Origin of the sequence: Enterocloster citroniae, assembly GCF_040545455.1 — a bacterium.
GTDB lineage: Bacteria > Bacillota > Clostridia > Lachnospirales > Lachnospiraceae > Enterocloster > Enterocloster citroniae.
Genome location: NZ_JBEPLZ010000003.1, coordinates 235,962 through 249,350, shown reverse-complemented (window position 1 = coordinate 249,350; position 13,389 = coordinate 235,962). Strand labels below are relative to the sequence as shown.

Annotated in this window: 12 protein-coding genes; all 12 read right to left on the bottom strand. The window is 50.1% G+C overall.

The window, feature by feature from the left end; translation table 11 throughout:
- Positions 1-275: 275 nt before the first annotated feature.
- The 12 genes from ABID13_RS05165 to ABID13_RS05110 all read right to left on the bottom strand — a co-directional run bounded on the left by ABID13_RS05165 (position 276) and on the right by ABID13_RS05110 (position 13,387).
- Entirely contained in the window at positions 276-1,466 is a 1,191-nt protein-coding gene (locus tag ABID13_RS05165) for an iron-containing alcohol dehydrogenase (RefSeq protein ID WP_045092467.1), read from the bottom strand.
- Positions 1,453-2,340: a ketose-bisphosphate aldolase gene (locus ABID13_RS05160; protein WP_048930174.1), complete on the bottom strand. Its 888-nt coding sequence runs from the start codon at positions 2,338-2,340 to the stop codon at positions 1,453-1,455. The genes ABID13_RS05165 and ABID13_RS05160 overlap by 14 nt, the downstream gene beginning before the upstream one ends.
- 71 nt (positions 2,341-2,411) lie before the next feature.
- Entirely contained in the window at positions 2,412-3,509 is a 1,098-nt protein-coding gene (locus tag ABID13_RS05155; protein WP_007858750.1) for a PTS fructose transporter subunit IIC, read from the bottom strand.
- Between the two features lie 15 nt (positions 3,510-3,524).
- Positions 3,525-3,842 (bottom strand): PTS fructose transporter subunit IIB, encoded by a 318-nt coding sequence (locus ABID13_RS05150; RefSeq protein ID WP_007858752.1) that lies wholly within the window; start codon positions 3,840-3,842, stop codon positions 3,525-3,527.
- Positions 3,843-4,313, bottom strand: coding sequence for a PTS sugar transporter subunit IIA (locus ABID13_RS05145; protein WP_082173903.1), 471 nt, complete (start codon positions 4,311-4,313; stop codon positions 3,843-3,845).
- A 32-nt stretch (positions 4,314-4,345) separates the two neighbouring features.
- Positions 4,346-6,436, bottom strand: a complete 2,091-nt coding sequence (locus ABID13_RS05140; RefSeq protein ID WP_007858756.1) for a BglG family transcription antiterminator — start codon at positions 6,434-6,436, stop codon at positions 4,346-4,348.
- A gap of 304 nt (positions 6,437-6,740) precedes the next feature.
- Positions 6,741-7,697, bottom strand: coding sequence for a TIGR03943 family putative permease subunit (locus tag ABID13_RS05135; RefSeq protein ID WP_048930317.1), 957 nt, complete (start codon positions 7,695-7,697; stop codon positions 6,741-6,743).
- A 10-nt stretch (positions 7,698-7,707) separates the two neighbouring features.
- The gene (locus ABID13_RS05130) at positions 7,708-8,751 is read right to left on the bottom strand and encodes a CobW family GTP-binding protein (protein WP_048930175.1); all 1,044 of its coding nucleotides are present in this window, start codon (positions 8,749-8,751) and stop codon (positions 7,708-7,710) included.
- Positions 8,752-8,986: 235 nt separating this feature from the next.
- Positions 8,987-10,027, bottom strand: coding sequence for an NAD(P)H-dependent amine dehydrogenase family protein (locus ABID13_RS05125; RefSeq protein ID WP_007858772.1), 1,041 nt, complete (start codon positions 10,025-10,027; stop codon positions 8,987-8,989).
- Between the two features lie 114 nt (positions 10,028-10,141).
- Entirely contained in the window at positions 10,142-10,984 is an 843-nt protein-coding gene (locus ABID13_RS05120) for a MerR family transcriptional regulator (RefSeq protein ID WP_007858773.1), read from the bottom strand.
- Between the two features lie 319 nt (positions 10,985-11,303).
- Complete coding sequence (locus ABID13_RS05115; RefSeq protein WP_007858776.1) at positions 11,304-11,960, bottom strand: potassium channel family protein; 657 nt, start codon at positions 11,958-11,960, stop codon at positions 11,304-11,306.
- 53 nt (positions 11,961-12,013) lie between these two features.
- On the bottom strand, positions 12,014-13,387 hold the full coding sequence (locus ABID13_RS05110) for a TrkH family potassium uptake protein (protein WP_048930318.1): 1,374 nt from the start codon (positions 13,385-13,387) through the stop codon (positions 12,014-12,016).
- Between the last annotated feature and the right edge of the window lie 2 nt (positions 13,388-13,389).

Here is a 13,389-nt window from a genome sequence, read left to right as displayed (position 1 = left end):
TTCCCCTACATTACCGCAATGCGTGTCTGAAACCCATTTTCAGGCACACGTCTATTCATCTTGCACCGCAAATTTAACGTTTTTCACAAAAACGAATATCCTTTTCACACAAAAAGCGAGAGGCTTTACAGGCACGTCTCGGGCCTTTCATCCTCTCGCTTCCCACGGTAATTAACTATAGCAGATATTGGGGCGGCTGTCAATACGGCAATCTATATTTTTGGTAACAGATCAGACGGCGGGAAAATTGTCGGGGATATGGACGTTAAGCTCGCTTATAAAGCGCCCTCTTTTGTACAGAGCCGGTATATATCTATCATCTGTGATTTTCCTATCTTGACAAAGTTGCCCACCGGTATGGTGTCGCCGTATGTGGCTTTGTCCGCCATCTCCTCAAAAGCGTCCGCCGGAAGTCCCGCGTCCTCAAAGGTAATGGGCATGTCCAGCTGCTTGAAAAACTCCCTCATCCTCCGGATTCCCTCCAGGCAGATGGCGTCCTCCTCCCCGTATGCCAGGTCCACATCCCAGACCCGGACCGCAAACTGCATAAAACGTTTTTTGTCATGACTGTATACATACTCCATCCATGCCGGATATACGATGGACAGGCTGGCCCCATGGGCAATATCATACTTGCCGCTCATTTCCAGGGCGATCCTGTGGGACGCCCAGTCCTGGACCCGTCCCGTGTTCAGCAGTCCATTGTGGGCCAGAGTACCTGCCCATACGATCTCTGCCCTTGTATCGTAATTATACGGTTCCTTCAAAGTCCTGACCCCATTGGCGATAATGCTTCTCAGCGCAGCTTCACAGAGCCTGTCCGTAAGGTCCACATGGGTGGTATTGGTAAAATACCGCTCCATGATATGGGTCATCATGTCCACCACACCGCATCCAACCTGATATGCCGGAAGGGTAAAGGTCAGTTCCGGGTTGATGATTGAAAATACGGGCCGGATCAGATCCAGGTTAATGCTCTTTTTATACCATCCGTCCTCATTGGTTAAAACGGAGCTGAGACTGGCCTCGCTTCCGGCCGCCGGTATGGTGCAGACAGCAGCTGTCTTAAGGGTTTTTTCCGGCACCTTTTTTCCCAGATAAAAGTCCCACACATCCCCCTCATAGGGCACTCCCACTCCTATTGCCTTTGCGGTGTCAATGGCGCTGCCTCCGCCCACGGCCAGAATGAAGGAAATGTTTTCCTTTCTGCAAATGTCGATCCCCTGACGTACAAGCCCCAGCCTTGGGTTGGGTTTCACGCCTCCCAGTTCCAGGACACCGATTCCCTGCTCCTCCAGTGATCCGCGCACCGCGTCAAACAAGCCGTCCCTTTTGATCCGGTCAGAACCGTATACCAGCAGCACTTTGGTACAGTCGCTGTATTTCCTTATCTTTTCTCCCACCTGTTTTTGTGTATCCCTGCCAAAGATGATCTCAGTCGTATTTGAAAATTCAAAATTGATCATTTCCCTTTTCCTCCCTGTATAATCCGCCCTTTCCCAGAGAGCCGAACAGCTCCATTTTTTCCCGGATGACCTTCCTGGCTTCACAGATTCCAGGGGTCAGCACTTTGGCCGGGATAAATCCTCCTGTCTCCTCAATTACCTGGTTTACCTTTTTAAAAAACGCATATTTAAAGTCACTGGAAATGTTCACCTTGCGGATCCCGATCCGGCACGCCCTTCTGATCTCCTCATCCGGGTTGTTGCTGCCGCCATGGAGCACCAGCGGAACTGAGGAAACCTTTTTGATCTCCTCCAGCAGCTCCAGCTGCAGCTTTGGTACAAATCCCTTGGGATAAATGCCGTGGGCCGTGCCGATGGCAATGGCAAGACAGTCCACTCCGGTCCTATTCACAAAATCTACCACGTCACCGGGATCCGTATAGGTTACGTGCTCCACTCCCCCCTCCTCAGAATTGCTCATAACCCCGATGGTTCCCACTTCCCCTTCCACGGAAACTCCCACCATGTGAGCCAGGTCTGCAACTTCCCTGGTGACCCGGACATTTTCCTCATAGGGCAGCTCCGACCCATCCAGCATCACAGAGGTAAAACCGGCCTGAATGGCCTTCATGCACTGCTCCATATTTTTTCCGTGATCCAGGTGGAGCACAAATGGCACCCTGCTGCCTGCCAGGCGTTCCCGCACATAGGTATAAAACTCCCTGGTGGCAAAGTCAAATTCTCCGGGCGCCACCTGCACAATGGTCGGAGCATCCTGCGCTTCCGCTTCCTCCACCACTGAGCGGAACAGTGAGCTTTCCGTGGCATTAAATGCTCCCACGGCAAAATGGTTTTGTTCCGCAACCTCAAGCATTTCCTTCATATTGATCAGCATAAGCTTCTTCCTCCCTTTTTTAATAGTACTCTAAGAATCTCCTGGTACTCAGATTTACAAAATCCCAATGATTAAAATGTCTCAATCTTAATATCACCGCCATCACCGTTCCCGGCTGTGTCCATAACATTGCCCAAATCCTCAAAGCTCTCATCATCTTCTGTCACCGGCTTTTTGATCAGAGACAGGATGACGCCTGTTATCACACTTCCGATGGCAAGGGCAAGGCAGAATTTTACCGGGTTTGTGAACAGGGGAACAGAAAGCATGCCTCCGTGGGGTACAGGCGAACCGCAGCCCCAGATCATGGACAGTCCGCCGGCCACCGCGGAACCGCACACGCAGGAGAATACCACACGGATCAGGTCCCTGGCCGCTATGGGGATCACGCCTTCCGTGATCATACAAAATCCCATGGGAACAGCTGCCTTTAACGCCTCCTTCTCCGCCCTGGTGTATTTATTCCTGGTGAGCAGGCAGGAGATGGCAATGCCGAAGGGCGGGATCATGGAACCCACAAACTTCACTGCCTCCGGTTCTATGACCCCATCGATCATAAGTCCGTTGACAAATGTTGACATGGTCTTGTTCACAGGGCCTCCGAAATCAAAGCACGCCATTCCCCCAAGTACGGCCCCAAACACAAACTTTGACCCGCTCTGCAGGCTGGAGATCGCCTCTGTCAGGGTTACCTGAAGCCATGCAAAGGGCTGCCCCACCACTGTAAACATGAGGACGGATGCAGCTGCCGTTACCAGCACGGGAATTACCATGACCGGCATAAGTCCCTGCATTGCTTTGGGAAGCTTTACATATTTCTTTACTGCCAGAACCAGATACCCTACCAGGAAGCCTGCGACAATGCCGCCGATAAAGCCTGCCTTGATCTCGGTGCAGATAAATCCAAGGATCAGGCCAGGTGCAATTCCCGGACGGTCCGCTATGGAGTAGGCAACGCCTGCTGTGATCACAGGCACCACTGCCGACATTCCAAAGCCGCCTGCTTTGTAAAGGTAATATCCGATCCCTGATACAGAGTTTCTCACATCCCCGTCTATGAACTGTCCTAAGGCCATGCAAAGCCCGGCCGCTACCACCAGCGGAATCATATAGCCAATTGCCGTAAGCACATGTTTTTTGATCAATGCAATAACACCGCGTTCTTTCATATCGTTCCCTCTCCTTTATCCTTTGTTTTCCATTGCCTTTTCTACCTTTTCAATAAACCCGATGGCGTTTTTGATAACAGCCGCCGTGCCAACGCGTATCACCGGCTTCCCCTTAAACCGCTCCTCGCCGGATATCTTTACATCCACTGCCAGGATCACCACGTCCGCCTCTGCAATCTCCTGTTCCGTCAGTTTGTACTCCGTGCCAATGGTCCCCTGAGTCTCTACCCTGCACTCATGGCCTCTGGCCTTTGCCCCCTTGATCAGCTTTTCCCTGGCCATGTAAGTGTGGGCAATCCCTGCGGTACAGGCTGCAATGCCGACAATCTTCATTTACGTTTCCCCCTTTCTGTTAAACAGAGTGAATATCTCCTCCTCACTCTCAGTTGTTAATAGTGTTTCTATTACATCATCGTCACAAAGCGCAACTGCAACCTGAGACAACAGTGAAACCAGTTCTGATTTATCCCCGCTATTGACGGCAAACATAACAAATGCCCTTGTATCCCCTTCTCCCAGGGTCTCCCACTCCACTCCCTGGTCCACTCTGCCAACAGCCATTGCTGTTTTCAGCACCGCATCCGATTTGCCGTGGGGAATGGCCACCTGGTTCCCGATCCCTGTCGGCCCCTCCCCCTCCCTCTCATACACGGCCCGTATAAACAGGTTCCTGGAAGCCAGAACGCCGGCCCGGTCAAACATGTCGGCCATCTCCTCAATGATCTCTTTTTTATTCCTGCCTTTCATATGCAGGTTGATGCATGACCGTTTGATCACATTTTCTATGGTCATAGATGTCACCATTTTCCCATCCTCCCCTTTTCATCCAAATTATGTCATGATCTGTCCTCACAATTTACCGCCTCCCTGATCCTCTGATTCATAAGTTCAGCCAGATCCCTCCCATGCTCCATCTTCCTGATTGCTTCCACTTCCTCCTGACAATCCAGCAGGTCCAGGAACACACTGTAAAACTTAATGGTTTCCTCCTTCATCCCGGCAGCCTCATCCAGATTAAATGCCAATAGGAAGATCACATCCGCATCCACATCCTCCTGCCACCTGACCGGCTGCTTTAAAACAGCCACTGCCACGGTGGGGCGGATCACATATTTGGCGTATCCATGGGGAATGGCCACTCCCTCCCCCAGTGCTGTAGGCGCTGTGACTTCGTGCTCCAGCACGGACCTCTCAAACCCATCCGTTACATATCCGGCATCTGTAAGCTGTTTACAGAGAACCTTTATCAGCTGTCCTTTGTCTTCTGCTTCCATCTGCAGGTGTATAAACTCTTCATAAAACAGGTTTTTCTGTATGCAAAGCTGGTTACAGGGCTGTTTTGTCTTCAGTTTTCTCCGCCTGACCTGCTTCATCTTATTTTCTACATTCCTGACGTCATACTGAGTCATGAGATGGTCCACCACCACTACCTCTCTCCCAAAGTAAGGGCTTTTGATCTGTACGGTTGTAATGATCAGGTCGCAGGGAATACTGCCGACTTTTTTCAGATCCCTGACAGAGAGCACGTCCGCAATCCTGATATCACTGACGGTCCGTTCCAGCTGCTCCCGCAAAAGCTGGGATATGCCGATCCCGTAATCGCAGACCACACAAGCTGTCACAGCAGACAGGCTCCGCTCAATGGCTCCCCCAAGAAGCAGGGCCAGGCTGCACATTTCATGTTCATTCAGCTCCAGGTTTAATTCTTTTTCAAAATAAACCCCCACCGCGTAGATGGCTGCAAATATATTGGGGTATTTCTGCTTTACCTGTTTTAAAAGGGGATTTACAGTCTTTACATTGTATCTGAGCCTGGCGATCATGGAGCGCAGCTGAAGGAACAGGCCTTCGGAAAAGAACAGATCAGGCCTGAGATCCACATTCACAATATCGCTTACCAGGGAGATCAGCCGTATACTGAAATAACACAATTCCATATGATCCGCCTGGCACTCCAGCATCCGGTCCATGTCCTGAAAATTCTGTATATCCGAGATATCGATGATAAATTCAATAAACTCCTGTTCGCAGGGCGGAAGCTTGATCCTGTATCCGCGCTCCAGGGCCTCAATCAGCCTTCCCTTGATCCGGGCGGAAAACCTGCCCTCCACCTTGCACCGTTGCGGCTTTGGCATGGTCACAAACTGCTTTTTCCTGGACCTGACAATACACAGTGACAGCAAAAAGAACATTTGGATATGTGCCTCATATGCAAAGGAGAAGCCGTAATACTCTTCCAGGGAATAAATTTCCTTATTGATCCCGCTGGTGTCAAAGCCCTTGAGGAAATCTTCAATTAATATGTATTCCCCCGATTGTCCGGCTCCCTGCCCCCTGTTAAACAGTTCTTTCCTGCTCTTTCGCTTCATCATCAGGAACAGGTTCCACATGGCCATACGCCACTGGTATTCCCCGTATTCGATCTGAAACCCCTTTCCCCGCTTTTTTTCAAACAGGATTCCAAATCCCCCAAACCAGTTCTGCAGTTCGGGTATCAGCCTCTCCACCGATGAGCGGCCCGTATACAATTCCTTTTGTATTTCTCCCAGTCCCAGGCTTCCTCTGGTTAAAAGAAAATATATGATCTGGCTTTTGACATCCAGCTGGTCCGTAACAGGGCTCCTGTCCTCCAGCAGCCGCTTCAGCTTTTCCCAGTCCCTGTCCTCCACCAAAAGCCGGACCCCCTCATGGGGCTTTTTTTCTAACCGTCCAAGATTCTCCTGCTCTATCGCCTCCTGTATCACGATCAACTCATTGCGTATTGTTTTTACAGACACCTGAATCACACCGGAGATATCCGAGACAGTCACAAATCCGTCCTGCTCGTGAAGATAATATAAGATATCCATCTGTCTGCTGGTCACATATATCTTCTCCTTTCTCCCATGAATTCTCTGTTTCATATCCACATTATAGCAGTCTGCCATTTTTCCTCCGTTCATCTTTTTGACACATTCCTTTTAAATATTTCTGTTTTTTTGACACATTTCCTAATCCTGATTCACAGGGAGAGCACCACTCCTTATATATCAGGGACAGATGTGAGTATCATACAGGAATCAAGAAATCCGTGCAATGCGGGGGGTCTTGCCAGGAATGGTATATACTGGTAATAGGAAAAAAAGAAGCAGATGTGTGCTGATCCAATCACTGGATCAACCTACATCTGCCTCTTTCGGTTATTGTATTATATCAATGTCTCCCGCTTCAGGGTACGGGGCACTGAACTGCCTAGAATTGTACTACATCCTTTATCTCGTCCGCCGGTTCCACACTCTCAGCATACAAGACCGGTCCCTCGCCGCGGTAATCTTTCTGGTATTCCACACCGATCCTGGCCCGGACCCGGACCCACTGTTTTGTCTTGAAATTTTCGGCATCCTTCCACTTGCACATAAATCCCAGAAAGGTCATATCCGCCTCACAGCACGTCATGGCCATACGCCCGGGCACAAACTGCTCCTTGGGGAACTTGGGTGACTTTAGCACCATGGCTGTGAATTCCACCACCTTGTCCTTATACCGCTCCGGCTGGTCCATACAGTCAATGTACCAGATACCATAATCCTCGGGTTTGATCCGGATCACACTGCTGTTGATATCATAGGGAAGGTCTTCCTCCAGCGTGGCCTGCTCGATCTCGCCTTCCTTGTCCTCCAGCACGATCTCACTTTCACGGCTCATGGCGCGGATGGTTCTTCGGTATGCGGTGAGTTTCTCGTCAGGGATATCATCGCACCGGTTCATGATGACCAGCTCGGAACCGCGGAGCATGGCGCCCAACAGCGGCTTCATGTTCTGCACATACAGTTCAAAGGTGGAACCGTCAATGATAGTGATCTGCTGATAAATAGTCCAGTCGGCAGGGAGTTTAAGCTCGTCCTGGTTCCACATGCCGTTCCACTCCATCAGCACCCGCTCCGGCTGGTAGATCACCTCCAGTTCATTCAGGTACTGAGGGGTCAGCTGCTCCAGGGAATCCACGTATACCAATGCTGTCTTATTCTTTTTCAGCTTTTTCTCATCATATTCCGTATCCCCTTCCTCGCACACGATAAGAAGGGTCTTTCCCTCTGCCTTAAAATAGTCCTGCTGCATGGTAAAATCCAAAAACTGGGTTTTACCTGCCTCCAGAAATCCGTTGATCAGAAACAACGGCATGATATCGTCTTCAATCTCATATGCCATAATCTTATCCTCAGCCTCTTCCAAACACGATGTTTAGTGCTTCTTCCTCCAGGCTTGCTCCGATCACGCAGACCTTGCCTGTGTAATCCGGCCTTCCTTCCCGGATCTCATACTGCTCCGGAACCAGGTCAAAGTATAGCCATTCCCCGGGATTCTCAGTGGGCAGCATACCTTTGGCCCTGAGCACATCACCAAACTCCTTGGTTGTGGACAGTCTCTTTAATACATCCTCCAGCTGGTCGTATGTCACCGGTACAATGGTCTCCATTCCCCAGCTTGTAAACACCTCGTCTGCATGGTGGTGATGATCGTGGCCGTGATGATCATGGTGATCGTGGTCATGGTGGTGATGGCCTTCGCATTCCTCATGGTCATGATGGTGGTGATGGCCCTCGCACTCCTCATCATCATGATGGCGTTCCGCTCTCACTTCAGCCAAAAGGTCATCCAACATGGTGTCGTGCTTTCCAATGATCTCCAGCAGCTGGTCCCCGCTCAGATCAGACAGAGGTGTGGTAATGATCACAGCTGCGCCATTCTTCTCCCTAAGCATGTCCACATCCTTCTGGACCTTTGCGGCATCTGTGATATCCGTACGGCTGAGCACAATGGTGCCTGCATTTTCTATCTGGTTATTAAAGAACTCGCCGAAATTCTTCATATACATCTTGCACTTGGCAGCATCCACAATGGTCACTGCGCTGTTCAGCTCTACATCCATGTCAGCGGACACATCCACCACAGCCTTCATCACATCGGACAGCTTGCCTACTCCGGAAGGCTCGATGATGATGCGTTCCGGCTTATATTTAGTAAGCACCTCTGCCAGGGAGGTGCCGAAATCCCCTACCAGGGAACAGCAGATACAGCCGGAGTTCATTTCCCTGATCTCAATGCCAGAGTCCTTGAGAAATCCTCCGTCAATTCCAATCTCCCCGAATTCATTTTCAATGAGCACAACCTTTTCTCCGGCAATCGCCTCCTCAAGAAGCTTCTTAATAAACGTGGTCTTTCCCGCTCCCAGGAAACCGGAAATAATATCAATCTTTGTCATTTTCTCTTCCTTCTTTCTAAATATCCGGACCCCTGTTCCGACCGGCGGAAACAGGGCATGATTAAAACCTATCAATTGACTATTGTGGCACAATAGCCGCCTAAAGTCAAGACATCTTGTGATGAATCATTCTCACAAACAGGGCCTGCGCACAACAAAAGAAGACAGGCGGGGTGCGTTCCCCGCCTGTCCAGACAGACTGATCCGTTCAATATCTTAAGGAGGATTCCTTTGATCAGAAATCCAGATACATGTGCATCGGGTAGGACAGATACTCCACGTCCTCCAGCTTTTCAACGGTGATATATCCGGCCGGCGCATTGAGAATGGTAGGAATACGGTTTACAACCGTGGCGCAGGTGTGCTCCACAGTGGCCGGTTTCTTCACAAAGAATGTGGTCTCCGGCTCCCCTATGATCTTCCAGTCGCACAGGTCGCCGTCATCCGGCCCATATACCTTTCCGATGCACTGTGTCTCAATCACAGGTCCCTGGAAGGTCTCGGTGGTTACCACTGCGCTCATACCAATACAGTTGCCCTTTGGAATGGTGTATCCCATGGTCTCGGAATAAAGATCCGTGGGGTAAAAATAGGGTACACATTTCTGGGTCTGGGATTTAATGGTCCATCCCATCTTGTTGCACAGGGCTTCATTGGAGTTCCACACATAGCAGGGCTCCAGCGTCTCCGGATGGGCAATCTTTGCCTCAAACTCCTCCGGTGTCAGACCCACTCCATGGGCCTCTGCCAATGCCAGTCCGTAATCCTCCACATTGTAGCTGGTAGCGCCCTCAATCCGGTCAATGCGGTGCACGCCCCCGGCCACACAACCGATCATGTTGATCCAATATATATCCTGCATACCTGCGCCCACGATGGTGCAGTTATTTTCTTTTGCCAGCTTATCCAGTTTGTTTGTGATGGAGGATGCCGTGGTCCATGGATAGATCGCCTCCTCACAGGTGGTTACCACATTGATGCCCCTGGATACACATTTTTCAAAATGGGGATATACATCCTCCATGAAGCTGAACAGGGTTACCACTGCAATGTCGGCATCACACTCATCCAGGACCGCATCCGCATCATCACGGATGGTCACTCCCAGCTTGCATCCAATGCCCGCAAAATCCCCCACGTCCATTCCCACCACAGCGGGATTCACGTCAATTGCCCCTACGATCTCAGCCCCTTTTTCATACAGATAGCGCAGGATATATTTTGCCATCTTTCCACAGCCATACTGTACCACACGGATTTTTTCGCAATTCATCATGATATTTGACCCCTTTCCTGTATCTTAGCTCTCATTGCCCTCAAAGTCCAAGGGCATCAATAGTTTCTGCCATTATTATAAGGCTTATACAAGGTATGGAGTCAATAGTGGTTTTTATACGTCTTTTGCCCTCAGGGATACAGGCACCTGAAGCCGCAGGAACATCCCCCGCTCCTGCATATCCATGGGCACCTCCGCCACCACCTCGCAGATATAGTCCCCTGTGATCCGGTATTCCCTGGTTCGTATTTCCTCAAGAAGCCGCTCTATATAATCCTTCTCCTTGTCAAAACTGTTGCAGTAAATGCACAGATACGTGCTGGCCGGTATCTGGGTTATGAGACTTTCCTTTACAAATCCCTTATCCACCAGAACAAAGATTTCCGTGGAGCAGAACCGGCCGGCTAACAGGGCTTCTTTTTTCATCACAGTTCCTGCATTATAAAAGTAAATGGGGGACAGCTGGTTGGCGATCAGGTTCTTTTTCAGCTCCCTGAGTATTTTCTCATACACGTCAATCCCATAATCATAGAAGTTTACTCCGGAATCTGTCATGTAGGTCAGCCGGCGGGGAATATATTCCAGCACAATGGTGCCGTCCGGAGGGGCATTTTCATACCACTCATAGCTCTCCAGGGTGCGCTCGATGGCCCTTCTCCGGTACATCAGTTCCTGAGCCTTCTGGTCAATGGCATCCAGGTTCCGGTACAGGATATTCCTCAGCATATCCGGGTCAAAATGCTTCATCTGCTCCCTGATATCCTTAAGGGACATGCCCAGGGCTTTCATGTGCTGGATCATGTCCAGCTGGGCGCTCTGGCGGATATCGTAATAGCGGTATCCATTCTCCCTGTCCCGGTACATGGGTGAAAACAGCCCCACCTTGTCGTAAAGCCGCAATGCCTGTTCCGACACCCCGTTCAGCCTGGCCATCTGTCCTATTGACAGTTCTTTCACACTGATCACCTCTCCATAATTATGTATTATATATAACTTATCCAGACAATACCGCAAATTTATGGAATAATTATACCAAAAAAACCTTATACCAGCAATAAGGTTCTTCCCCTTTTCCAGATCATGATTGTATATATTTTAACAATTATAGCGTTAAAAAACCTGCGGCATCTATTCATCAGCCTTAACCGTCCCGGATCAATACCGGCTGAAAACAGATACCGCAGGTTTCACACCGCAGCATGTTTTATGATCGTTGACCGTTTATGATCATTGATGTTTTATGATCGTTGACCGTTTCTAACAGCTGGCCTTAACCTTAACTCAGCTTTTTGACAATCCGCTCCGCATCCTCCTGGTTACCGATCACCATAAGATGAATGCCGTCCTCGATCACATAGTCGGCGCCCGGCATAAATTTCATGTGGCCGCTGCTCTGTTTTAAGGCGATGATGGAAATACCGTAGACCCGCCGTATATTCAGATCCTTGATGGATTTCCCGACCCAGGAATCCAGGGGACGGATCTCAAAGATGGATATGCCGTCAGCCAGCTCCGTATAGTCAAACACATTGTTGCCGCTGTAGCGCACAGCCGTCTTCTCAGCCACATCCCGGTCCGGATAGACCACCTGGTCGGCCCCGTTTTTAAGCAGAAGCCTTGCATGGATATTGCGGTTGGCCTTGCTCACAACGTATTTTGCTCCCATTTCCTTGATCATGCTGGTCACCTCCAGACTGTTCTGGAAATTATTCCCAATGCAGATAAAGCAGATGTCGAAATTCCCAACCCCCAGGCTCTTTAACACCGCCTCATTGGTACAGTCTCCGATCTTGGCGCTGACCACATAGGGCAGGATGGGCTCCAGCTTTTCCTCTGATATATCCACTGCCATGATCTGGTTATCATGCTTTGCCAGATTCTCACACAGATGCTGTCCAAATCTTCCGATTCCAATAATAAGAATTGATTTCATAGATAGATACCTCTCTCTTTTTCTGATGCTCCGTCCCGCCTTTACGGGACCTGTTATCCGATGGTGATCCGCTCGGCAGGCAGCTGCACATGGGGCTTACGGCTGGACCTGGTAAATGCCAGCGCAAAGGACAAACTTCCGATCCGACCGCAGTACATCAGCAGTATAATGACGATCCTTGAAAATGTATTCAGGCTTCTGGTCACTCCCGTGCTCATGCCGGAAGTGCCGATGGCCGAACATGTCTCAAAAAACACATCGGACATGGGCAGGTTCTGGAACACCATGATCAAAATAGTGGCTGTCAGCATCAGGCTTAAATTAATGGTAAGGATGCAGGCCGACTGCCGGATGGACTCGTCCTGAAGCCTGCGGCCAAATATCTCCACACCGTAGGTCTGGCGGATATTGGAGTGTACATATAAAAGCAGGACTGCCAGCGTACTGGTCTTGATTCCGCCTGCCGTGGACCCCGGGCTTCCTCCGATAAACATCAAAATAGCTGTCATAAACTTGCTGCCGTCTGTGAGCACAGCCGTGTCCACATTGTTAAAACCCGCTGTCCTGGGCGTTACCGCGCTGAAAAAACAGGCCCAGAACTTCTCAGACCCGCTCATGCCCACAAGGATATTATCCCGCTCCATGAGATAAAACAGCACGGTGCTCACTGCCAGAAGCGTGGCTGTTGTCACCAGAACGATCTTGGTGTGCAGCATGTAGTGGCGGAAATCCCATTTCTTCCTATACAGATCATCCCACACGATAAATCCGATACCGCCAATGATGATCAGGGCCGAGATGGTGCCTATGACCACCCAGTCCCCCGTGTAACCGCACAGGGAGCTGTACTGCTCAGCATGTCCCATCAGGTCAAAACCAGCATTACAGAAGGCTGAGATGGAGTGGAAGATCCCATACCAGATCCCGCGGAACAAGCCGTATTGCGGGATGAACCGCAGTGACAGTATAACAGCACCCGCCCCCTCAAAGATGGCCGTACCCATAATGATCCTTCTGGCCAGCTTGACCATACCGCCGATCTGCAGCGTGTTCACGCTCTCCTCCATCAGCCCCCGCTCCTTCAGGCCGATCTTACGCCTGAGCACAATGGAGAGAAAGATGCCGATACTGATGAATCCAAGTCCTCCCAGCTGGATCATGATCAGCAGCAGTACCTGTCCAAACATGCTCCACTGGGTCCACGTATCCGCCACCACCAGGCCGGTAACGCAGGACGCGCTGGTGGCGGTAAACAGACAGTTAAGAAAAGGCTCGCTCTGTCCATCCCTGCTGGATATGGGCAGCATCAGAAGAAAGGTGCCTGTCATGATGATCAGGAAAAACCCATAGGCGATAAACTGCGTCTGGGATATGTGTTTTTTTAGTCGGTAATGCTTTGGTTTTGATTCAAATAACTTCTCTTTCATGT

What these genes read in the sequence shown, in the direction of transcription:
- ABID13_RS05165 (WP_045092467.1), bottom strand. Translation starts at nt 1,466, where the DNA reads ATGATCAATTTTGAATTTTCAAATACGACTGAGATCATCTTTGGCAGG.
- ABID13_RS05160 (WP_048930174.1), bottom strand. Translation starts at nt 2,340, where the DNA reads ATGCTGATCAATATGAAGGAAATGCTTGAGGTTGCGGAACAAAACCAT.
- ABID13_RS05155 (WP_007858750.1), bottom strand. Translation starts at nt 3,509, where the DNA reads ATGAAAGAACGCGGTGTTATTGCATTGATCAAAAAACATGTGCTTACG.
- ABID13_RS05150 (WP_007858752.1), bottom strand. Translation starts at nt 3,842, where the DNA reads ATGAAGATTGTCGGCATTGCAGCCTGTACCGCAGGGATTGCCCACACT.
- ABID13_RS05145 (WP_082173903.1), bottom strand. Translation starts at nt 4,313, where the DNA reads ATGGTGACATCTATGACCATAGAAAATGTGATCAAACGGTCATGCATC.
- ABID13_RS05140 (WP_007858756.1), bottom strand. Translation starts at nt 6,436, where the DNA reads ATGGCAGACTGCTATAATGTGGATATGAAACAGAGAATTCATGGGAGA.
- ABID13_RS05135 (WP_048930317.1), bottom strand. Translation starts at nt 7,697, where the DNA reads ATGGCATATGAGATTGAAGACGATATCATGCCGTTGTTTCTGATCAAC.
- ABID13_RS05130 (WP_048930175.1), bottom strand. Translation starts at nt 8,751, where the DNA reads ATGACAAAGATTGATATTATTTCCGGTTTCCTGGGAGCGGGAAAGACC.
- ABID13_RS05125 (WP_007858772.1), bottom strand. Translation starts at nt 10,027, where the DNA reads ATGATGAATTGCGAAAAAATCCGTGTGGTACAGTATGGCTGTGGAAAG.
- ABID13_RS05115 (WP_007858776.1), bottom strand. Translation starts at nt 11,960, where the DNA reads ATGAAATCAATTCTTATTATTGGAATCGGAAGATTTGGACAGCATCTG.
- ABID13_RS05110 (WP_048930318.1), bottom strand. Translation starts at nt 13,387, where the DNA reads ATGAAAGAGAAGTTATTTGAATCAAAACCAAAGCATTACCGACTAAAA.